The sequence below is a fragment of the Shinella sp. M31 genome, assembly GCF_049199205.1.
Lineage (GTDB): Bacteria > Pseudomonadota > Alphaproteobacteria > Rhizobiales > Rhizobiaceae > Shinella.
In genome coordinates this window covers 1-21,463 of the sequence record NZ_JBLZPH010000041.1, presented here as the reverse complement: position 1 = coordinate 21,463, position 21,463 = coordinate 1, and the positions used below count along the sequence as shown (strand labels likewise).

Below are 21,463 nucleotides of genomic sequence, written 5' to 3'. Positions count from 1 at the left end.
TTAAAGAGATCCCGGAGGTCAACACCCGACAGCGCGATGCGCCCTCGGGTGCTTTTTGGCTTTGCGTCTTGTTTTTGCCGTAGGTAGCACCGACGTTTCCGACGCAAGCGGAAACAAGAAGGAAGACGTGATGTTTGAAACACTCCAGGACCGCCTTGGCTCCATTCTGAATGGACTGACAGGCCGTGGCGCGCTTTCCGAGGCGGATGTCGCCGCGGCGCTGCGCGAGGTCCGTCGTGCGCTTCTGGAAGCGGACGTGGCGCTGGAAGTGGTGCGCTCCTTCACCGATGCGGTGCGTGAAAAGGCCGTCGGCGCGGAAATCCTGAAGTCGATCAAGCCCGGCCAGATGGTCGTCAAGCTCGTTCACGACGAGCTGGTCTCGATGCTCGGCTCCGAGGGCGTTTCGGTCGATCTCAATGCCGCCGCCCCCGTCGTCATCATGATGGTCGGCCTGCAGGGTTCGGGCAAGACCACCACGTCAGGCAAGATCGCCAACCGGCTGAAGACGCGCGAGAAGAAGAAGGTCCTGATGGCCTCGCTCGACACGCGCCGTCCGGCAGCACAGGAGCAGCTTCGCCAACTCGGCGTGCAGACCGGCATCGACACGCTGCCCGTCATCGCCGGCCAGTCGCCGACCGATATCGCCGCGCGCGCCGTGCAGGCCGCCAAGCTCGGCGGCCATGACGTCGTCATCCTCGATACCGCCGGCCGCACCCATATCGACGAACCGCTGATGATCGAGATGGCGGAGATCAAGCGGAAGTCCAATCCGCATGAAATCCTGCTCGTCGCCGACGCGCTGACCGGTCAGGACGCCGTCAACCTCGCCCGCAATTTCGACGACCGCGTCGGCATTACCGGGCTCGTGCTGACCCGCATGGACGGCGACGGCCGCGGCGGTGCGGCGCTTTCGATGCGCGCCGTCACTGGCAAGCCGATCAAGCTGATCGGCGTCGGCGAGAAGATGGGCGAGCTGGAGGAATTCCATCCCCGCCGCGTCGCCGACCGTATCCTCGGCATGGGCGACATCGTTTCGCTCGTCGAGAAGGCGGCGGAGAATATCGACGCCGAGAAGGCGGCCGCCATGGCCGCCAAGATGGCCAAGGGCAAGTTCGACCTGAACGACCTCGCCGACCAGCTGCGCCAGATGCAGAAGATGGGCGGCATGGGCGGCATCATGGGAATGATGCCCGGCATGGCCGGCATGAAGGACAAGATGTCCGCCGCCGGCCTCGACGACAAGCTGTTCGGTCGCCAGATCGCCATCATCAATTCGATGACCAAGGCCGAGCGCGCCAATCCAGACCTGCTCAAGCATTCCCGCAAGAAGCGCATCGCCGCCGGCTCCGGCACCGATGCCGCCGACATCAACAAGCTTCTGAAGATGCACCGCCAGATGGCGGACATGATGAAGATGATGGGCGGCAAGAAGGGCGGCATGATGAAGCAGATGATGGGCGGTCTTGCCGGCAAGATGGGCCTCGGCGGCGGCATGGGCGGCATGCCGGACCTGTCCAGCATGGACCCCAAGCAGCTCGAAGCGCTGGCCAAGCAGGCGGAAGCCGCCGGCATCAAGCCGGGCAGCCTGCCGGGTCTCGGTGGCAGCGGTCTGCGCCTGCCCGGGCTCGGCGGCGGGCTTCCGGGCCTTCCCGGCCTGCCGAAGAAGAAGTGAGGGGCTGAACCATGGCGATCGATCCCAAGGTCAGGGAACAACTGGGCCAGTACCGGCAGTCGATCGACAATATCGACGCTGCCCTTGTGCATATGCTTGCCGAACGCTTCCGCTGCACCCAGGCGGTGGGCGTGCTGAAGGCAACGCATGAACTGCCGCCGGCCGATCCGGCGCGCGAGGAATACCAGATCGAGCGCCTTCGCCGCCTGGCGAAGGATGCCAATCTGGATCCGGATTTCGCGGAGAAGTTTTTGAACTTCATCATCCGCGAGGTGATCCGGCACCATGAAGCCATTGCCGCTGAACACAGCGGCGCAAACCAGAACAGCCCCGCGTAAACCAAGGCGCGGGTTCACCACATCCAAGGAGTAATGACATGTCCCTGAAAATTCGTCTCGCCCGCGGTGGCTCCAAGAAGCGCCCGTACTACCAGATCGTCGTTGCCGACGCCCGCTCGCCGCGTGACGGCCGCTTCCTCGAGAAGCTCGGCGCCTGGAACCCGATGCTCGGCAAGGACGACGCAAACCGCGTCCAGATCGACGCCGACCGCGCGAAGGAATGGCTCGCCAAGGGCGCCCAGCCGACTGACCGCGTTGCCCGCTTCCTCGACGAAGCCGGCGTTGTGAAGCGCGACACGCGCACCAACCCGGAAAAGGCAAAGCCGGGCAAGAAGGCCCTCGAGCGCGCCGCCGAGAAGAAGCAGAAGGAAGAAGACGCCGCTGCTGCAGCTGCCGGCGAATAATCCGTCCGCATAACCATTCTGGAAACGGGCGGCACCTCATGCCGCCCGTTTTTATTTGGAGCCTCGGCTGAGACGTCGTATGAGGCTTCACACGAACGCTCGGAACGAAACCATGGCGAAACTCGAAAATCCCATCCTTATGGGCACGATCGGCGCGGCCCAGGGCCTGCGCGGCGAAGTCCGTGTGAAATCCTTCACGATCGACCCGACGGCGATCGGCGACTACGGCCACCTGCACACGGCCGACGGCCGGTCCTTCGAGGTGCTGGAAGTGCGCGAGGCGAAGAACGTCGTCGTGGTGCGGTTCCGCGGCGTCAACGACCGCAACGCCGCCGAGGCGCTGAATGGCACCGACCTCTATATCGAACGCGAAAACCTGCCGGACGACGAGTTGGACGAGGACGAGTTCTTCTATGCCGATCTCGAAGGGCTGGAGGCCGTGGATACCCAGGGCCGCAGCCATGGCACGGTCACGGGTATCTTCGATTTCGGTGCCGGCGATCTTCTCGAGCTCAAGGGCCCCGGCAAGCGGCCGGTGCTCATTCCCTTCTCCGAAGCCGCCGTGCTGGAAATCGATGTCGAAGGCGGGCGTCTTGTCATCGACGCGATCGCCGCCGGCCTCGAGGAGGAAGAGCAGACCGGTCCCGGCAGCCGGCGTCGCCGTCCGCCGGAAGACGACGGGGAATAACGTGGCTTTCCGCGCCACCATATTGACCCTCTACCCGGAGATGTTTCCCGGCCTGCTTGGCCAGTCGCTCTCCGGAAAAGCGCTTTCGCGCGGCGACTGGGCGCTCGATTGTGTGCAGATCCGCGATTTCACCACCGACCGCCACCGCACCGTCGACGACACGCCGGCCGGTGGCGGTGCGGGCATGGTGCTGAAGCCGGATGTGCTGGCGAGGGCGATCGATCATGCCTCTGAAGGTGACAACCGGCCGCGCCTGCTGATGAGCCCGCGCGGCAAGCCGCTGACGCAGCAACGGGTGCGCGAACTGGCGGCCGGCGAGGGCGTCATCGTGGTCTGCGGCCGTTTCGAGGGTGTCGACCAGCGGGTGATCGACGGGCGCCAGCTCGAAGAGGTGTCGATCGGCGACTACATCCTCTCCGGCGGCGAACCGGCGGCGATGATCCTCCTCGATGCCATCGTGCGCATCCTGCCCGGTGTGATGGGCAATGCGCTCTCGGGCGAGCACGAGAGTTTCGAGGGCGGGCTGCTGGAGCATCCGCACTATACGCGTCCGCAAGTCTGGGAAGGTCTCGAAATTCCGGGCGTTCTGACCTCCGGTAACCACGCGGCCATCGACCGGTGGCGGCGTGAAGAGGCGCAAAAGCTGACGCGCGAGCGCCGGCCCGACCTACTCGCTCAGCCCGTCACGAAATAATAGATCGTCAGCGCGATGCCGACCGCGACCACCAGGCCGCGGATGACCGGCTGCGGCACGCGCCGGGCCGCCCAGACACCCGACCAGCCGCCGAGCGCGCCGGCCGGCACCATGACGGCGGCCTGCGGCCAGCCGACGACCTTGCCGCTGGCGAAGACGACGATGGCGACGCCCGCGATGACGACGGCCAGGAAATTCTTCAGCGCGTTGAGCCGGTGATAATCGCCGCCCTTGGTGAGGCCGAGCACGGCGAGCATCATGATGCCCATGCCCGCGCCGAAGAAGCCGCCATAGATCGAGGTGACGAACTGGCCGGCAAGGCCGAGCGGCGAGACCGGCGTTTCGGCGTGCAGCGTCTTGGGCTTGAGATAGGGGCCGGCGGCGAAGATGATGGTCGCGGCCAGCAGCAGCCAGGGCACGAGCGCGCGGAAGGACGGATTGTCGAGCGACAGCAGCAGCAACGCGCCGGCAAGCCCGCCGACGAGCGACAGCGCGCCGAGAAGGGCCGCTTCCTTCCAGTCCGCCCTGATCTCCTTCGCGTAGGCGAGCGAGGAGGTGACGTAGCCCGGAAACTGCGTGATCGAGGAAGTGGCATTGGCGACGATCGGCGGCAGGCCGGTCAGCGTCATGGCGCCGAAGGTGAGAAAGGTGCCGCCGCCGGCAATGGCGTTGACGACGCCGGAGAGATAGCCTGCGGCAAACAGCAATAGGGCATCGGCAAAGGTCATGGCACTCCTCGCGGACAACGGCCATCGGCCGCGGTCTCCTCCTGCAAAGCGTGATATCGCGGTGCCACGAGGCCGGCAAGACCGGAAAAACCGCCATTCCCGGGCCGATTCTTTTGTCTTGAGGGGATGACAAACGGCTTTACCTGGTGTATTGGCCCGCACGGATTTGGGATTACCCAGCCGACCTGCAAGCAAAGAATGGCGTACCCGCTCCGTCCGGCAACGGACTACCCTCACGAGGCATGACCTCCAAGGCGACCGTCGAGCGCTCTGGCTGTTTCAGAAAAACCGAAGGTTTGAACCGATGAACATCATCCAGCAGCTCGAAGCCGAACAGGCCGCGAAGATCGAAGCCAAGCGCCAGCTCCCGGAATTCTCCCCCGGCGACACCGTCCGCGTCAACGTGCGCGTCACGGAAGGCACGCGTACCCGCGTCCAGGCCTATGAAGGCGTCTGCATCGCCCGTTCCGGCGGCGGCATCAACGAGAGCTTCACCGTCCGCAAGATCTCCTACGGCGAAGGCGTCGAGCGCGTATTCCCGGTTTACTCGCCGCTCGTCGAAGGCGTTGAAGTCGTCCGCCGCGGCAAGGTCCGCCGCGCCAAGCTCTACTACCTGCGCGATCGTCGCGGCAAGTCGGCTCGTATCATCGAGAACACCGGCACGCGCGCCCGCAAGCTGAACGACGCCGAGCGCGCCGCCATTGCCGAGGAAAAGGCACGTCTGGAAGCCGAGAAGGTCGCAGCCGCGCAGGCTCTCGCCGCTGAGAAGGCCGCAGCCGAAGCCGCCGAAAAGGCCGCTGCCGCCGAAGCCGCAAAGGCTGCCGAAGCCGCCGCCGAATAATCCGGCTGCCGCATTCCGAGATTTCGAAGCCGTCGGCCTTGGCCGGCGGCTTTTTGTTTTACGGAAAAGCCTTTGCGCGCAAGCGTCATGCTTGCTTCACCGCCTGAACCTGTGACAGTGTTTCGCCGCCACAATCAGGAGCATATTTTGATGTTTTCCCGCCGCACCGTCCTTGCAGGCCTCGTCGCCGCTGCCCTCATGCCCGTCGTCACGCTTGCCGCGGACCTGCCCGATCTCGGCGGCAAGTCCGTCGTCGTCGTCACGGAAAACGCCTATCCGCCGCTGCAGTTCGTCGACCCCAAGACCGGCAACCAGATCGGCTGGGAATATGATGCGATGAACGAGATCGCCAAGCGGCTGAACTTCAAGGTCGAGTACCAGAATACCTCCTGGGACGCGATGATCCAGGCCGTATCCGACAACCAGTACAATATCGGCATGACCGGCATCACCATCAAGGACGACCGCAAGGAGAAGGTCGACTTCTCCGACCCCTACATGCGCTCGCAGCAGTTCATGCTGGTGCGCGCCGACGAGAACCGCTTCACGGACGCCAAGACCTTCGGCGCCTTCAAGGACGGCCTGATCGCCGCCCAGCCGGGCACCTCGCCCTTCTACACCGCCGTCTACGAAATCCTCGACGGCAATGAGCAGAACCCGCGCATCAAGCTGTTTGAGACTTTTGGTGCGACCGTGCAGGCCTTGCAGGCCGGCGACGTCGATCTGGTGCTCACCGACAGCGTCGCGGCCAAGGGTTATGTCGATGCTTCCGGCGGCAAGCTGAAGGTCGTCGGCGGGCCGCTCGGCACGGAAGATTTCGGCTTCATCTTCCCGAAGGGCTCCGATCTCGTCGCGCCCATCAATGCGGCGATCGCGGCCCTCAAGGCCGACGGCACGCTCGACGCGCTGAACAAGAAGTGGTTCCTCGACTACAAGATGGGTCAGTGACGGGCGGTCATGGCTCCCGTTTCGTCTGACGCCGGCAAGGGCGACTATCCCTGGTGGCTGGTCGCGCTTGCGGCAATCGCGCTGGTTTTGGCCGGCGTCATCATTGCCAATGATCTCTACGCGCAGGTGTTCGGCGTCGTGCTGAAGGGGCTTTGGGTCACCATCTTCGTGACCCTCGTCGCCTTTGTGCTCGCCACCCTGCTCGGTCTCGGCGTCGCGCTGATGGCGCTTTCGGAGCACAAGGCGCTACGCCAGATCGCCCGCTTCTACACGGAGGTCATCCGGGGCGTGCCGATCCTGGTGCTGCTCTTCTACATCGCCTTCGTCGGCGCGCCGGCGCTGGTGGCAGCGATCAATTTTGTGATCAGCCCGCTGGTATCCGCCGGCGCGATGGAGCCGATGCTGGTGCGCGACCTCTCCCTGATGTGGCGGGCAATCATCGCGCTGATGATCGGCTATTCCGCCTTCATCGCCGAGGTTTTTCGTGCGGGCATCCAGTCGGTCGACAAGGGGCAGGTGGAAGCGGCCAAGGCGCTCGGCCTTTCGCGCTTCCAGCGTTTCCGGCTCGTCGTCTTCCCGCAGGCGGTGCGGGTCATCCTGCCGCCGCTCGGCAACGATTTCGTTGCGATGGTGAAGGATTCATCGCTCGTCTCCGTGCTCGGCGTGGCCGACATCACGCAGATGGGCAAGGTCTATGCCTCCGGATCCTTCCGGTTCTTCGAGACCTATTCCATCGTCGCCTATGTCTACCTGATCCTCACCATCGGCCTGTCACTGGGCTTGAGAGGCCTTGAACGGCGCATGCGCCGGGCCACCTGAGCCTTATTGGCGGGCAAGGATGATCAGGCGGTCCGCAGCATCGAAGGACAGCTTCTCCGACTTCACCGGATTGACCACGACGCCGCCCATGTTGCGCGGGTCGTGACCGGCGGTGGTCGCGCGGCTGTAGCCGAGCGCCACCTCGCCGCGGATGAGGGCGGCGAGCGTGACGGTGTAGAAATTCACCGGCCGGTCGATGGCGATATAGTCGGTGACCGGGCGCATGTAGATTTCCGAACCGTCCTCGTCGAGCAGCTCGTCGAAGATCTGCGCCATCAGCTCGTTTTCCGAAGCCTGCGCCAGCATCAGGCTGACCAGCTTGTTGCTGACGACGAAATCGTCGGCGCGGGTGACGGCGGCGAGGTTGCGGTTGCGCACGTCGATCATCTCGCTGACGATGCCGATATGTTGGTTGGCCGCATCGGCGATCTTGCGCAGCTGCAAGAGCGTCACCAGCGTCGTGGTGTCGGCCGGCTGCGGCGCCATATCGTCACTGTAGCCGAGCACCAGCACGTGGTCGTAGGACGGCACATCCAGCGCATCGAGCGCCGCGCGGTTCGTCGTGTCGATGACGGTGCAGCGAACGGCAAGGTTTTCCTTGAGATAGGACAGCCCGGCGACCTCCGTCTCGAGGCCCGCCCGGTTGGCGGCGATCAAGAGCTCGGAGCCGGGCGCCACGTAACGCGACAGCTCCTGCGCGATGATCGGCCCGCGGCGGTTCCAGCCGAGCAGCAGGGTGCGCTCCGGTCCTTCCGTGTGCTGCACGGGCGGGCGCACGATCTCGCGATCGACCTCGAAATCGCCGGTGCGCGGCTTGATAGCGGCATCGTCCTCGGCAATCAGGATCGCCCGCTCGCCGGCCGCGATGACGCGGTTGTTGGGCGGATTGAGATGCACGACGCCGTCGAGGTCGCAGAGACCGATCAGCGTTGAGGTATCGTAAGCCATCACGGCATGACCGAAGGATTTGCCGACAAGCGCCGGCTGTTCGACGGCGTAGATTTCCGAGCCGTCGAAATCGAGCAGTTCCGTATAGACGGCCGAAAGGCCGGCCTGGCGTGAGGAGCTGACGACGATGCGCGAGATCAGTTCGTCGGCCAGCACCAGCTGGAGCTCCGAACCGCCGACGATGCGGGCGACTTCCGCATTCTTGGCGTCGCGGATCTCGGCGGCGATCTGGTAGGGCTCCTTGCGGCGCTCCGGGTCGTTGACGAGCGCGAGCACGGTCTTGATGACCTCGGAATCGGCATAGTCGCTTTCCGGCGACAACACGACGATCGAGCGCGAGGCCTGCGGGTTGACGATGTTGACGTCATAGAGATCGGTCGGGTCGCCGCTGCGGCAGATGATGCGGGTGTTCTTGAGATCGGCGATCTTGTCGGCAATCTCATCCTCCATCTCCACCTTGTCCTTGCTGGCCATGATGACGATGCGCGGGTTGCGCCGGCTCTCATTGGCGATGACCAGTTCGGAGATCACGTCGAAGATCGAGGGCGACCAGTTGAAGATGATCGTGTGGTCCTTTTCCAAGACATGCGAGCGGCCCTTGCGCAGCTCGTCCAGCTTCTCGTCGAGGCCGGAAGAGAGAACGCCGATCAGCGCGGAGAAGACGAAGATGCCGGCGACGGTGACGACGAGCGAGACGCCGCGGAAGCTCCAGCCGGCATCGCCGCCCATCGTGCCCGCATCCATGGTGCGCATCAGCGATTCCCACGCGCCCTCGATGAAGGAGACGGGCGTGCCGCCCTCCTGCGCGATGCCGGTGATGGCGAGAAACAGGCCGGCGATGACGATCACCACCAGCGAGATCACGGCAAGCCAGCCGATCAGCGCGATCGGTCCCGCCGCCATGCTCTTGTCGAACTGGTAGCGCAGGCGGTCGCGCCAGGTAATCGTCTTCATATCTGTCCCCTAAGCCGGTCCCAGCCGGATACGTCTATCGAGTGTCAAAAATTCGGGGTGGCGGCAAGGAGGCGGGCTGGAAATTTTCGGAAGAAGCGTAAACGGCGGTGCCCGCGGCCAACTTGCCGCGCTGTCAAAAAATCGTTATATGCGGGCGTATGGAATCCAAGTTCGGATGCACGGAAAAGCATGTCGTCGTGCTGCAGGATCACAAGCGCCTGCCGGCACGCTTCTTTGCGCGCGTCTTCGGGGCGCTTATCAGCCGTCTATCCTGATCGCTCGCGGTCCAGCAGCCTCGCGCTGTCGATTTCCCTTTCCCAAACATGCCAGACGGATGAAAAGCCATGAGCGCACCCCGTACCCTCTATGACAAGATCTTCGACGACCACATCGTCTCCCGCCAGGAAGACGGCACCTGTCTTCTCTACATCGACCGTCACCTCGTTCACGAAGTGACGTCGCCGCAGGCCTTCGAAGGCCTGCGCATGGCCGGCCGCAAGGTGCGCGCGCCGGAAAAGACGCTCGCCGTCGTCGACCACAACGTTCCCACCTCGCCGGATCGCCACCAGGGCATCAAGAACGAGGAAAGCCGCATCCAGGTCGAGGCGCTCGCCAACAATGCCGCGGAATTCGGCGTCGAATACTATTCGGAAAAGGACGTGCGCCAGGGCATCGTGCACATCGTCGGCCCCGAGCAGGGCTTCACGCTGCCGGGCATGACCATCGTCTGCGGTGACAGCCACACCTCCACGCACGGCGCCTTCGGCGCGCTGGCGCACGGTATCGGCACGTCCGAAGTGGAACACGTGCTGGCGACCCAGACGCTGATCCAGAAGAAGGCGAAGAATATGCTGGTGCGCGTCGACGGCCAGCTGCCGCCGGGCGTCACCGCCAAGGATATAATCCTTGCCATCATCGGCGAGATCGGCACGGCCGGCGGCACCGGCCACGTCATCGAATTCGCGGGCGAGGCCATCCGTTCGCTGTCGATGGAAGGCCGCATGACGGTTTGCAACATGACGATCGAAGGCGGCGCGCGCGCCGGCCTGATCGCGCCCGACGAAAAGACCTTCGAATACATCAAGGACAAGCCGCGCGCACCCAAGGGCAAGGCGCTGGAAATGGCGCTCGACTACTGGAAGACGCTCTACACGGAAGAGGGCGCGCATTTCGACCGCGTGGTCGTGCTCGATGCCGCCAATCTCCCGCCGATCGTCTCCTGGGGCTCGTCGCCGGAAGACGTCGTCTCCGTCGAAGGCGTCGTGCCGAACCCCGACGATATCGAAGACGAGACCAAGCGATCCTCCAAGTGGCGCGCGCTCGACTACATGGGCCTGAAGCCCGGCACCAAGATCACCGACATCGCCATCGACCGCGTCTTCATCGGCTCGTGCACCAACGGCCGCATCGAGGACCTGCGCGCCGTCGCCAAGGTGGTCGAGGGCAAGCAGGTGGCCTCCACCGTCAGCGCCATGATCGTTCCGGGCTCCGGCCTCGTGAAGGAGCAGGCGGAAGCCGAAGGTCTCGACACGATCTTCAAGGCTGCCGGTTTCGACTGGCGCGAGCCGGGCTGCTCGATGTGCCTGGCCATGAACGACGACCGCCTGAAGCCGGGCGAGCGCTGCGCCTCCACCTCGAACCGCAACTTCGAGGGCCGCCAGGGTTTCAAGGGCCGCACGCATCTCGTGTCGCCCGCCATGGCCGCCGCCGCCGCCATCGCCGGCCATTTCGTCGATATCCGCGACTGGAACTGATTACGGTTTCATCGCCGTCAATGCAGAAAGGCCGGGAGAAATCCCGGCCTTTCTGTTTCATGCCGGTCAGGCTGGGGCACGCCGGAAAGCGGGCAGGGACAGGCCGAGCGCGACGGCGAGCAGGGTCGCGGCCACGGTGAAGGTCACCTGCATGCCGAAGGCGACGGCGGCCGGGTCGGTGCCGGCGAGATCCCGCGTGCCGGCTGCGGCGGCGAAGATCGCCCCCATCAGCGAGGCGCCGGTGATGAGGCCGAGATTGCGCGACAGGTTGAGCAGGCCCGAAATGACGCCGCGCTCGTCTGCGGCGATGCCCGTCATGACGGCGGCATTGTTGGCCGCCTGGAACAGCTGGTAGCCGGGCGTCAGCACGACGATTGCCGCGGTATAACCGGGCAGGCCGAACCAGGCGGAGAGCACCGGCAGGCCCGCGGCACCCGCCGCCATCGTGGCAAGCCCGGCCGCAACCATCGGGGCCGGGCTGAAGCGGTCGACGAGGCGCCCTGCCAGCAGGCCGGTCAGAACGGAGACGACGGGGCCGATCGCCAAAACGAAGCCGACTTCCGCCGGCCCGAGGCCAAGCGTCCGCGACAGGTAGAACGGCCCGACGACGAGCGTCACCATGATGACGGTGGCGACGAGGATATTGGCCGCAAGGCTGGCGGGAAAGCCGGGACGGCGGAAGGCGGCCGGGCGGATCAGCGGAAAGGCGGTTCGGCCCTGCCAGGCGACGAACAGGATCGCGCCGAGGGCGGCCGTGGCGACGAGCGCGGCGTTCACAAGCCCGATGCGGCCTCCGCCGGCCGTCATGGCGAGCGCATAGGCGGCAAGCGATACCGCCAGCAGGATGGCGCCGACGAGGTCGAAGCGGGCTGCGGTGGCGGCCTTGCGGTCGGCAGGCAGGAAATGCCGCAGGAGACCGAAGGCGGCGATGCCGAAGGGCACGGCGACGAGAAAGATCGACGGCCAACCGAAGGCGGAGATCAGCAGGCCGCCGAGCGAGGGACCGAGTGCGGTACCGACCGCCGACATCGTGCCGAGCAGGCCCATCGTGCTGCCGATCCGCTCTTTCGGCACGGTCTCGCTAACGAAGGCCATGGCCAGCGCTATCATGGCCGCCGCCCCCGCGCCCTGAACGGCCCTGATGGCGATGAGGAAGGGCAGGGATGGCGAGAGGCCCGCCAGAAGCGAGGCGGCGGAAAACACCGCTAGTCCCGCCAGCAGCAGCCGGCGGCGGCCGAAGAGATCGCCGAGGCGCCCGATGCCGGCGATCAGCACGGTGCTGGCGAGCAGATAGGCGAGCACGACCCACTGGACATGCGGGAAGGGGGCGGAAAAGTGCTGCGCGAGCGTCGGCAGGGCGACATTGGCGATGCTGGTGCCGAGCGAGGACAGCAGGATGGCGAGCGAAAGACCGGCGAGGGCTCCGGCTCTGTTGCCGTCCGCTGTTGATGTTTCCGTGTCTTGCATGGGACTGCTCCTTGTTCTCCGGAGCAGATAGGCCTTTCCCTGACATGGCGAAATGCGCACGGATTGCATTCTATTCGTGCGTCGGACGCCATGTCATTTTACCGGCGACGTGCTAGGATCGCGCATGTCCCGGCCCGATCTCAATCTTCTCGTGACGCTCGACGTGCTGCTTGCCGAAGGCAGCGTCGCGCGAGCTGCCCGGCGGCTGAGGCTCAGTCCGTCGGCGATGAGTCGTGCGCTGGCACGGTTGCGCGAGGTGACGGGCGATCCGCTGCTGGTCCGGGCCGGGCGCGGCCTTGTGCCGACGCCGCGGGCGGTGGAGCTTCGTGAGAGGGTGGGGCAGATCGTGCAGGAGGCGGAAGCGCTGCTGCGGCCGGCCGAAATCCTCGACCTCAAGACCCTCGTGCGGACCTTTACGCTGCGCAACCGCGAGGGTTTCGTCGATACCTATGGGCCGACGTTGGTGGCGCGCGCGGCCCGCGAAGCGCCGGGCGTGAAACTGCGCTTCGTGCCGAAGCCCGACAAGGAGAGCACACCGCTGCGCGACGGGATCGTCGATCTCGAAACAGGCGTGATCGGCGATGAGACGGGGCCTGAGGTGCGGGCGCAGGCGCTCTTCCGCGACCGCTTCATCGGCGTCGTGCGCGACGGGCATCCGCTGCTCGACGGGCCGATCACGCCGGAGCGCTACGCGGCCGGCGGCCACATCCTCGTCTCGCGCGGCCGCCGCGATCGCGGCCCGGTCGACGCGGCGCTGGCGCTGATGGGACTGTCGCGCATCGTCGTCGTGACGGTGCCGAGTTTTACCGAGGCCGTGACACTCGCGAAAAATTCCGACCTGATCGCGCAGGTCTCGGACCGGTCGACGGCATCGTTTCGCGACGGCGTGACGGCTTTCGCGCTGCCGGTCGATCTGCCGGATTTCACCGTCTCGCTGCTCTGGCATCCGCGCATGGATGCCGACCCGGCCCATCGCTGGCTGCGGGCCTGCCTGCGCGAGATCTGCCTGCGGCCTGATGGGCCGTGACTTTCCGGCGAAACAATGCTAAAGGGCCGGCAACTGGGCCGTAAGCCGCACTTCCCGGCATTTCCTGGCCTGCAATGAACTTCAGTCGAGCATGGACCGCCGTGGCGCAAAAGCCTGCGCCGGCGCTGCCTGTTCTTGAGGAATGACCCGATGGCAAGCATGGATTTTCTCAACACCGCCGACCCGGTCAAGGCGCCAGCCGTCCGTACCATCCCGGCCGCCGAAAAGCCGACGCTGATCGGTCTTTCTCGCGAGGACATGGGCCGCGCGCTGGTCGAGAAGGGCGTGGCCGAGCGCCAGGTGAAGATGCGCGTCAGCCAGCTGTGGCACTGGCTTTATGTGCGCGGCGTCTCCGATTTCGACGACATGACCAATGTCTCCAAGGACATGCGTGAAATGCTGAAGGCGCATTTCACCATCGCCCGCCCGGAGATCGTCGACGAGCAGATTTCCAATGACGGCACGCGCAAGTGGCTGCTGCGCTTTCCCGCGCGCGGCGCCGGCCGTCCGGTCGAGATCGAGACCGTCTATATTCCCGAGGAAGGCCGCGGGACGCTGTGCATTTCCAGCCAGGTCGGCTGCACGCTCACCTGTTCCTTCTGCCATACCGGAACGCAGAAGCTGGTGCGCAACCTGACGGCGGAGGAAATTCTCTCGCAGCTGCTGCTTGCCCGCGACCGGCTCGGCGATTTCCCGGACCGCGACACGCCTGCGGGCATGATTGCGCCCGCCGAGGGCCGCAAGGTCTCCAATATCGTCATGATGGGCATGGGCGAGCCGCTCTACAATTTCGAGAACGTCAAGACGGCGCTGCTGATTGCCACCGATGGCGACGGTCTTTCGCTCTCCAAGCGCCGCGTGACGCTCTCGACCTCGGGCATCGTGCCGGAAATCTATCGCACGGGTTCCGAGATCGGGGTGATGCTGGCCATCTCGCTGCATGCCGTGCGTGACGAGCTGCGCGACATGCTGGTGCCGATCAACAAGAAGTATCCGCTGAAGGAGCTGCTCGACGCCTGCCGCGCCTATCCGAGCCTGTCGAACGCGCGGCGCATCACCTTCGAATATGTGATGCTGAAGGACGTCAACGACAGCCTGGAAGATGCCAAGCTGCTCACCCAGCTGCTCAAGGGCATCCCGGCGAAGATCAACCTCATTCCGTTCAATCCCTGGCCGGGCACGAACTACCAGTGTTCGGACTGGGAGCAGATCGAGCGCTTCGCCGATTTCATCAACCAGGCCGGCTACGCCTCGCCGATCCGCACGCCGCGCGGCCGCGACATCCTCGCCGCCTGCGGCCAGCTGAAGTCGGAATCCGAGCGCATGCGCAAGGTTGAGCGCATGGCTTTCGAAGCGATGATGATCGTCGGCCATGGCGAGGACGACTGAGGACAAGCCCCCCTCATCCGCCTGCCGGCACCTTCTCCCCGCGGGGAGAAGGGGGAAGACTGCCGACGATTCCTTTCCCTTCTCCCCTCGGGGAGAAGGTGGCCCGATAGGGCCGGATGAGGGGGGCGTCAGCCATTCCGCCTGTCGTTTTGCCGCAGGCTTCTATCAGAAAATGTGATTGATGAAGCGCGCTCCGAGAATTGATCTGAAGGGCTGTTTTGCCTAGAAACGGCCTGAAATCATTCTAGAACATTTCCGGTGAATTCCGATTCACCGGAAATGTTCTAGGATTTTGTTTTTACCGCATTATCCGACGCCGAAGCGAACTCGCTTCAGCTGGAAATGCTCTAGGGAGACCTTTCATGCGTCAACTTCTCCTCGCTCTCGCGGCCACGGTCGCGATTTCCCTTCCCGCGAAGGCCGAAGACGTCACGGTTGCCGTGACCGCCATCGTCGAACATCCGGCCCTCGATGCCGCCCGTGACGGCGTCAAGGAAGCGCTGGAAGCGGCTGGCTACAAGGAAGGTGAGAACCTGAAGTTCATCTACGAGTCGGCGCAGGGCAACCCCGCGACGGCCGCGCAGATCGCCCGCCAGTTCGTCGGCGAGGACCCGACCGTGATCGTTCCGATCTCCACGCCCTCGGCGCAGGCCGTCGTCTCCGCGACGAAGGACATTCCGGTCGTCTTCACGGCCGTCTCCGATCCGCTCGGCGCGCAGCTCGTCACCGACATGGACAAGCCCGGCGGCAACGTCACCGGCCTTTCCGACCTGTCGCCGGTTGCCGAGCATCTGGCCCTCATCAAGGAAATCCTGCCGAACGCCAAGACGATCGGCTTCCTCTACAATTCCGGTGAAGCGAACTCCGTTTCTCTGCTCGCCGTTCTCAAAGCCGAAGCCGAAAAGGCCGGCCTGACCGTCGTCGAATCCGCCGCCACCAAGTCCGCCGAAGTGCAGGGTGCCGCGCGCGCCCTCGTCGGCCGTGCCGACGCCATTTATATCCCGACGGACAACACGATCATCTCCGCTCTGGAGGGTGCCGTCGCCGTTGCCGAGGAAGCCAAGCTCCCGCTCTTCACCGCCGATACGGATTCCGTCTCGCGCGGTGCCATCGCGGCGCTCGGCTTCAACTACAAGGACGTCGGCAAGCAGACGGGTGAGATCGTCGTGCGCATCCTCAAGGGCGAGAACCCCGGCGATATCGCCGTGAAGGTTGCCGCCGGCACCGATCTCGTCGTCAACAAGGGCGCGGCCGCCAAGATGGGCGTCACCCTGCCGGAAGCGCTTGTCGGCCGCGCGACCCGCGTGATCGAATAAGTTTCCGTTTTACATTACCAATCGGGATCAACCGCTGCCGGATCGCCGGCGGCGGTTGATCTGTTAAAAGGACCCATCCCGCACGACCTGCGGAGCGGGTGAAAAAGAAAGAAGAGCCGTGAGCCTGATTGCCTTCTGGGGTGCCGTCGAACTGGGGCTGGTCTATGCCTTCGTCGCCATTGGCGTTTACCTTGCCTTCCGCGTGCTGGATTTTCCGGACCTGACCGTGGACGGATCCTTCCCGCTCGGTGCCGCCGTCACGGCGGTGCTGATCATCGCGGGTGTGAACCCCTGGCTCGCCGCTTTCGTCGCCATGCTGGCGGGTGCCGGTGCGGGCCTGGTCACGGCGATGCTCAATGTGCGTTTCCGCATCCTCAACTTGCTCGCTTCGATCTTGACGATGATCGCGCTCTTCTCGGTGAACCTGCGCGTGATGGGCAAGCCGAATGTCGCGCTGATCAATGCCGAGACGATGCTGAGCCCCTTCTTCGGCCATGGCCTCAGGGATTTCTACGTCCGGCCGCTCTTCATCTTCGTGCTCGTCGTCATCGCCGTTATCCTCGTCTGGCGCTTCCTGGAAAGCGACGCGGGTCTTTCGATGCGCGCGACCGGGGCAAACGCCCGCATGGCCCGCGCGCAGGGCGTCGATACCAACAGGCAGATCTATCTCGGCATCGCGCTCTCAAACGCGCTGGTGGCGCTCGGCGGCGCGCTGTTTGCCCAGACCAACGGCTTTGCCGACGTCACGTCGGGCGTCGGCACGATCGTCGTCGGCCTTGCCGCCGTCATCATCGGCGAGACGCTTTTTGGTACACGCGGTATCTTGATGGCTTTGATCGGCTGCGTGCTCGGTTCGATCCTCTATCGCATCGCCATCCAGCTCGCGCTGTCCTCCGACGTGCTCGGCCTGCAGGCCTCCGACCTCAATTTCGTGACGGCACTGCTCGTCACCGTGGCGCTCGTCCTGCCGCGCCTTCGCCGCGGAGGAGCCGCCTGATGATCTCCGTTTCCGATATCAAGGTCACCTTCGGCAAGGGTACGCCGCTGCAGAAGCAGGCGTTGAACGGCGTCAGCCTCACCATCGAGGAAGGCCAGTTCGTCACCGTCATCGGCTCGAACGGCGCTGGCAAATCGACCCTGCTCGGCGTTCTCGCCGGCGACGTCATCGCGACCGAGGGACAGGTGAAGATCGGCACTGCCGACGTGACCCGCCAGGGCACGGCCGCCCGCGCCGGCCGCGTCGCCCGCGTCTTCCAGGATCCGCTGACCGGCAGCTGCGGCGCGCTCTCCATCGAGGAAAACCTCGCGCTCGCCGCCCGTCGCGGTGAGCGTCGCGGCCTGTCCTCGGCGCTCGGCCCGCAACGCCGCGCGGTCTTCCGCGAGCGTATCGCCGAACTGAACCTCGGCCTCGAAAACCGCATGCGCGACCGCATGGACCTGCTCTCCGGCGGCCAGCGCCAGGCTGTCTCGCTGGTCATGGCCACGCTTGCCGGGTCCGACGTGCTGCTGCTCGACGAGCACACCGCGGCGCTCGATCCGGGCATGGCCGAGTTCATCATGACCCTCACCCAGAAGATCGTCTCGGAGCGCAAGCTGACGACGCTGATGGTGACGCATTCCATGCGCCAGGCGCTCGATTACGGCCACCGCACCGTTATGCTGCACGGCGGCGAGATCGTGCTCGACGTCGCAGGCGACAACCGCAAGAATCTCCAGGTCGAGGACCTGATCGCGATGTTCCGCAAGATGCGCGGCCAGACGCTGGACGACGACGCCCTGTTGATCGGCTGAGACGCCAACAAACCGCCTGAATCCGCCCGCAGTTTTTCACGGTTGGATATGGGGTTGAATATGCTGTTGCGTCGCGATTGTCTCTTGGGCGGTTTCTCGGCGGGCCTGGTTCTCGCGCTTCCGGCGTTCGTGAGGGCGGATACCGGAAGCCAACCCGCCGGCAAGCTGGTTGCGGCGGCGCGCCGTCAGGTCGGTGTGACGCTGACCTACGACGCCGCCTATTCGAAACTCGATTATCCCGGCGGCGACGTTCCGCGTGAGCGCGGCGTGTGTACCGATGTCATCGTTCGCGCCTATCGCGATGCGCTCGGCATCGATCTTCAGGTTCTCGTCCATGAGGATATGCGCAAGGCATTCTCCGCCTATCCGGCGCTGTGGGGTCTGAAGAAAACGGATCGCAACATCGACCATCGCCGGGTGCCCAATCTCCAGGCATTTTTCGAGCGGGCCGGTGCGGCGCAGGCGATCAGCGAGGCGGGCGCGGACTATCGCCCGGGCGATATCGTTTCCCAGATGCTGCCGGGCAACCTGCCGCATATCGGGATTGTGACGGATGAACGTACATCCGACGGCTCCCGACCGCTCGTCGTGCACAATATCGGGGCCGGTGCCCGGCTCGAGGATGTGCTTTTCGCCTATCCCATCACCGGGCATTATCGCTATCGCGTGTGAGGGCCTACTGCGCCTGCGTGAGCAGGATCTTTGCCGCGAAGACCGAGAACACGCCGGCGAAGGTGTAGTCGATGCCGCGCAGCACGTTCGGGTTCCGCTGGAGCCAGGCGGCGAGCTTGTCGGCGCCGAGGATGACGAGGATATTCACCGGCATGCCGATGGTGGTGAAGAGCAGGCCCAGCACGATGAGTTTGCCGGTGACGTCGGGATCGCCGGCCGAGATGAACTGCGGCAGGAAGGTCATGAAGAAGATGATGACCTTGGGGTTTAGCAGGTTCACCCAGAAGCCGGTGGAGATATTGGCGAATGCCGTGCCGCGCGGGCCGGCTGCGGCTTTCACCGTGAAGGTCGAGCCATAGCGGATGGCCTGGAGGGCGAGCCACAGCAGATAGGCGGCGCCACCGGTCTTCAGGATCAGGAAGGCCGTCGGCGAGGCGGTGATGAGGGCGGAAATGCCGAAGGCGACGAGCAGCGTATGCACGACGATGCCGAGGCTGGTGCCGACCACGACATAAAGCGCCGGGCCACGGCCCTGCGACAGTGCGCGGCTGATGGACAGCGTCATGTCCGGGCCGGGCGTCACGGCAAGCAGCAGGCTTGCGGCCGTGAAGGCGAGAAGTGTCGGAAGCGTGGGCAGGAGGTCCATGGCAAAGCCTGAAAAGCCGGAGGGAGATAAGAAATCCCTAATCCGGCTTTCCTGAAATTACCAATCAAGCTTTGTGATGGCCGTTATCTGTCTTCCAGGAAGGTCCGGAAGGCCTCGGCATAGTCCTTGTGCCAGCGCGACAGCGGCGGGCGGTTTTCGATGATATCGCCGATCGCCCAAGCCATGCGGTTTTCGTCGAGTTTGCGCGGCACGTCGTTGTCTGGGCAGAGAATGTAGAAGTCACCGCGCGCCAGGCTTTCCAGCATGAAATCGACGGTCTGGGCCGGTGTCCAGGCGGCATCCGGTTTTTCCGTGCGGTCCCCCTTGGTGAGCGCCGTGTAGACGAAACCGGGGATCAGCAGATGGGCGGAAAGTTTTGCGCCCTCGGTGTTGCGCAGCTCGTGCTGCAAAGCTTCGGTGAAGACCTTTACGCCGGCCTTCGAGACATTATAGGCGGGGTTGCCGGGCGGCGTGGTGATGCCCTGCTTGGAGCCGGTATTGATGATGAGGCCGGGCTCGCCATGCGCCAGCATGTTCGGCCCGAAGACTTGGCAGCCGTGGATGACGCCCATCAGGTTGACGGCGAGGATCTGGTCCCAGTTGGCCTCGGCGCTGAAGATCGAGGTGTCCGGCTGGATACCGGCATTGTTCATCAGCACATGCACGCGAGCGAAACGCTGCTGGACGGCGCGCTCCAGCGCTTCCAGCTGGTGGCGATGGGCAACGTCGGTCTCCACCGCCATGATATTGGCTTCGCCGGCAATGGCTTCGAGCTCGACGCGGGCTTCGGCGAGCTGGTCGGCATTGCGGTCGGCGATCGTCACGAACATGCCGGCCTCGGCAAAGCGCCGCGCGGCGGCAAGGCCGATGCCCGAGGCGCCGCCGGTGACGACGGCGACGTTGTCCTGCTTGATGATGTCGTTGAGGTCGGTCATGGGTTCATCCCCTTCCATGGTCCTGTCCTGCGCAATATGGGGTCGCCTGCGGCGTCGTCAAACCCTGCCTGCGGCAGGATGCGACGGGCATCACCCTTGCGCCGCGCGCCAATCTCGCTAAAAGTGCCGCGACACCGGGCCTTGCGGGCTTGCCGCAGATCCTCTCCATGCAACGGACCTCATTATCATGGCACCCCATAAAGACGTGAAGAAAGTCGTTCTCGCCTATTCCGGCGGCCTCGACACCTCGATCATCCTGAAGTGGCTTCAGACCGAACTCAACGCCGAAGTCGTGACCTTCACGGCCGACCTCGGCCAGGGCGAAGAGCTCGAGCCGGCGCGCAAGAAGGCCGAGATGCTCGGCATCAAGGAGATCTTCATCGAGGACGTGCGCGAGGAATTCGTGCGCGATTTCGTCTTCCCGATGTTCCGTGCCAATGCGGTCTATGAGGGCGTCTACCTGCTCGGCACGTCGATCGCCCGCCCGCTCATCTCCAAGCACCTGATCGAGATCGCCGCCAAGACCGGCGCCGACGCCATCGCGCATGGCGCGACGGGCAAGGGCAACGACCAGGTTCGCTTCGAGCTTTCGGCCTATGCGCTGAACCCCGACATCAAGATCATCGCGCCCTGGCGCGACTGGTCGTTCAAGAGCCGCACGCACCTGCTCGAATTCGCCGAAGAGCACCAGATCCCGGTCGCCAAGGACAAGAAGGGCGAAGCGCCGTTCTCCGTCGACGCCAACCTGCTGCACTCGTCTTCCGAGGGCAAGGTGCTGGAAGATCCGGCCGTCGAGGCGCCGGAATATGTGCATATGCGCACCATTTCGCCGGAAGCCGCACCGGACAAGGCGACCGTCATCACGGTCGGCTTCGAGCGGGGCGATGCCGTCTCGATCAACGGCGTGCGCATGTCGCCGGCGACGCTGCTGGCCGCGCTCAACACCTACGGCCGCGACAACGGCATCGGCCGCCTCGACCTCGTGGAAAACCGCTTCGTCGGCATGAAGTCGCGCGGCGTCTATGAAACGCCCGGCGGCACGATCCTGCTTTCCGCGCATCGCGCCATCGAGAGCATCACGCTCGACCGCGGCGCCGCGCATCTCAAGGACGAGCTGATGCCGCGTTACGCCGAGCTGATCTATTACGGCTTCTGGTTCTCGCCGGAGCGTGAAATGCTGCAGGCGCTGATCGACAAGAGCCAGACGCATGTCGAGGGCGAGGTGACGCTGAAGCTCTACAAGGGCAATGTAATGGTCATCGGCCGCCAGTCGGACAAGTCGCTCTATTCCGACAAGCTCGTGACCTTCGAGGACGACCAGGGCGCCTACGACCAGAAGGACGCCGCCGGCTTCATCAAGCTGAACGCGCTGCGCCTGCGCACCCTCGCCGCCCGCAACAAGCGCGGCTGATTGGGGCGATACGAATGAAAA

General features: G+C 64.7%; 21 protein-coding genes. 16 read left to right on the top strand and 5 right to left on the bottom strand.

Annotated features, from left to right (window positions below):
- The first annotated feature begins 130 nt into the window (after positions 1-130).
- The 5 genes from ffh (at position 131) to trmD (ending at position 3,796) form a co-directional block, all read left to right on the top strand.
- The gene (gene ffh, locus ACOZKU_RS06020; protein ID WP_421578084.1) at positions 131-1,672 is read left to right on the top strand and encodes a signal recognition particle protein; all 1,542 of its coding nucleotides are present in this window, start codon (positions 131-133) and stop codon (positions 1,670-1,672) included.
- An 11-nt stretch (positions 1,673-1,683) separates the two neighbouring features.
- A complete protein-coding gene (locus tag ACOZKU_RS06015) occupies positions 1,684-2,010 on the top strand; it encodes a chorismate mutase (RefSeq protein ID WP_117372023.1) in 327 nt (108 codons plus the stop codon).
- 38 nt (positions 2,011-2,048) lie between these two features.
- Positions 2,049-2,414 (top strand): 30S ribosomal protein S16, encoded by a 366-nt coding sequence (gene rpsP / locus ACOZKU_RS06010; protein WP_421578083.1) that lies wholly within the window; start codon positions 2,049-2,051, stop codon positions 2,412-2,414.
- A gap of 112 nt (positions 2,415-2,526) precedes the next feature.
- Entirely contained in the window at positions 2,527-3,102 is a 576-nt protein-coding gene (gene rimM, locus ACOZKU_RS06005) for a ribosome maturation factor RimM (RefSeq protein WP_421578082.1), read from the top strand.
- Position 3,103: 1 nt separating this feature from the next.
- Positions 3,104-3,796, top strand: coding sequence for a tRNA (guanosine(37)-N1)-methyltransferase TrmD (trmD, locus tag ACOZKU_RS06000; protein WP_421578081.1), 693 nt, complete (start codon positions 3,104-3,106; stop codon positions 3,794-3,796).
- Here the strand turns inward: trmD and ACOZKU_RS05995 are convergent.
- On the bottom strand, positions 3,778-4,524 hold the full coding sequence (locus tag ACOZKU_RS05995) for a sulfite exporter TauE/SafE family protein (protein ID WP_421578080.1): 747 nt from the start codon (positions 4,522-4,524) through the stop codon (positions 3,778-3,780). The two genes, trmD and ACOZKU_RS05995, sit on opposite strands and share 19 nt — an antisense overlap.
- A gap of 304 nt (positions 4,525-4,828) precedes the next feature.
- Between ACOZKU_RS05995 and rplS the strand changes: the two genes are divergently transcribed.
- The 3 genes from rplS to ACOZKU_RS05980 all read left to right on the top strand — a co-directional run bounded on the left by rplS (position 4,829) and on the right by ACOZKU_RS05980 (position 7,132).
- Positions 4,829-5,365: a 50S ribosomal protein L19 gene (gene rplS, locus ACOZKU_RS05990; protein WP_314089983.1), complete on the top strand. Its 537-nt coding sequence runs from the start codon at positions 4,829-4,831 to the stop codon at positions 5,363-5,365.
- 150 nt (positions 5,366-5,515) lie between these two features.
- Positions 5,516-6,313: a basic amino acid ABC transporter substrate-binding protein gene (locus tag ACOZKU_RS05985; RefSeq protein WP_421578079.1), complete on the top strand. Its 798-nt coding sequence runs from the start codon at positions 5,516-5,518 to the stop codon at positions 6,311-6,313.
- A gap of 9 nt (positions 6,314-6,322) precedes the next feature.
- On the top strand, positions 6,323-7,132 hold the full coding sequence (locus ACOZKU_RS05980; protein ID WP_421578078.1) for an amino acid ABC transporter permease: 810 nt from the start codon (positions 6,323-6,325) through the stop codon (positions 7,130-7,132).
- A gap of 3 nt (positions 7,133-7,135) precedes the next feature.
- On the opposite strand, the gene ACOZKU_RS05975 is transcribed toward ACOZKU_RS05980, so the two are convergent.
- The gene (locus ACOZKU_RS05975; protein ID WP_421578077.1) at positions 7,136-9,034 is read right to left on the bottom strand and encodes a CASTOR/POLLUX-related putative ion channel; all 1,899 of its coding nucleotides are present in this window, start codon (positions 9,032-9,034) and stop codon (positions 7,136-7,138) included.
- Positions 9,035-9,378: 344 nt separating this feature from the next.
- Here ACOZKU_RS05975 and leuC point away from each other — a divergent pair, with 344 nt between their 5' ends.
- Entirely contained in the window at positions 9,379-10,788 is a 1,410-nt protein-coding gene (gene leuC, locus ACOZKU_RS05970; RefSeq protein ID WP_421578076.1) for a 3-isopropylmalate dehydratase large subunit, read from the top strand.
- Between the two features lie 66 nt (positions 10,789-10,854).
- Here leuC and ACOZKU_RS05965 read toward each other — a convergent pair whose 3' ends face one another.
- Positions 10,855-12,255: an MFS transporter gene (locus ACOZKU_RS05965; protein ID WP_421578075.1), complete on the bottom strand. Its 1,401-nt coding sequence runs from the start codon at positions 12,253-12,255 to the stop codon at positions 10,855-10,857.
- A gap of 124 nt (positions 12,256-12,379) precedes the next feature.
- Here ACOZKU_RS05965 and ACOZKU_RS05960 point away from each other — a divergent pair, with 124 nt between their 5' ends.
- From ACOZKU_RS05960 to ACOZKU_RS05935, 6 genes are all read left to right on the top strand, one after another.
- Complete coding sequence (locus ACOZKU_RS05960) at positions 12,380-13,282, top strand: LysR family transcriptional regulator (protein ID WP_421578074.1); 903 nt, start codon at positions 12,380-12,382, stop codon at positions 13,280-13,282.
- 159 nt (positions 13,283-13,441) lie between these two features.
- The gene (gene rlmN, locus ACOZKU_RS05955; RefSeq protein ID WP_421578092.1) at positions 13,442-14,671 is read left to right on the top strand and encodes a 23S rRNA (adenine(2503)-C(2))-methyltransferase RlmN; all 1,230 of its coding nucleotides are present in this window, start codon (positions 13,442-13,444) and stop codon (positions 14,669-14,671) included.
- A gap of 362 nt (positions 14,672-15,033) precedes the next feature.
- Positions 15,034-15,987, top strand: a complete 954-nt coding sequence (locus tag ACOZKU_RS05950; protein WP_421578073.1) for an ABC transporter substrate-binding protein — start codon at positions 15,034-15,036, stop codon at positions 15,985-15,987.
- Positions 15,988-16,105: 118 nt separating this feature from the next.
- On the top strand, positions 16,106-16,984 hold the full coding sequence (locus tag ACOZKU_RS05945; protein WP_421578072.1) for an ABC transporter permease: 879 nt from the start codon (positions 16,106-16,108) through the stop codon (positions 16,982-16,984).
- Positions 16,984-17,778 carry an ABC transporter ATP-binding protein gene (locus ACOZKU_RS05940; protein ID WP_421578071.1) on the top strand — a complete coding sequence of 265 codons (795 nt, stop codon included), beginning with the start codon at positions 16,984-16,986 and terminating at the stop codon, positions 17,776-17,778. Before ACOZKU_RS05945 ends, ACOZKU_RS05940 begins: the two co-directional genes overlap by 1 nt.
- 60 nt (positions 17,779-17,838) lie before the next feature.
- Complete coding sequence (locus tag ACOZKU_RS05935) at positions 17,839-18,450, top strand: DUF1287 domain-containing protein (protein WP_421578070.1); 612 nt, start codon at positions 17,839-17,841, stop codon at positions 18,448-18,450.
- A gap of 4 nt (positions 18,451-18,454) precedes the next feature.
- Here the strand turns inward: ACOZKU_RS05935 and ACOZKU_RS05930 are convergent, their stop codons facing one another.
- A complete protein-coding gene (locus ACOZKU_RS05930; RefSeq protein WP_421578069.1) occupies positions 18,455-19,096 on the bottom strand; it encodes a LysE family translocator in 642 nt (213 codons plus the stop codon).
- An 83-nt stretch (positions 19,097-19,179) separates the two neighbouring features.
- Entirely contained in the window at positions 19,180-20,031 is an 852-nt protein-coding gene (locus ACOZKU_RS05925) for an SDR family NAD(P)-dependent oxidoreductase (protein WP_421578068.1), read from the bottom strand.
- Positions 20,032-20,218: 187 nt separating this feature from the next.
- Between ACOZKU_RS05925 and ACOZKU_RS05920 the strand changes: the two genes are divergently transcribed.
- Complete coding sequence (locus tag ACOZKU_RS05920; RefSeq protein WP_421578067.1) at positions 20,219-21,442, top strand: argininosuccinate synthase; 1,224 nt, start codon at positions 20,219-20,221, stop codon at positions 21,440-21,442.
- Positions 21,443-21,463 lie beyond the last annotated feature (21 nt).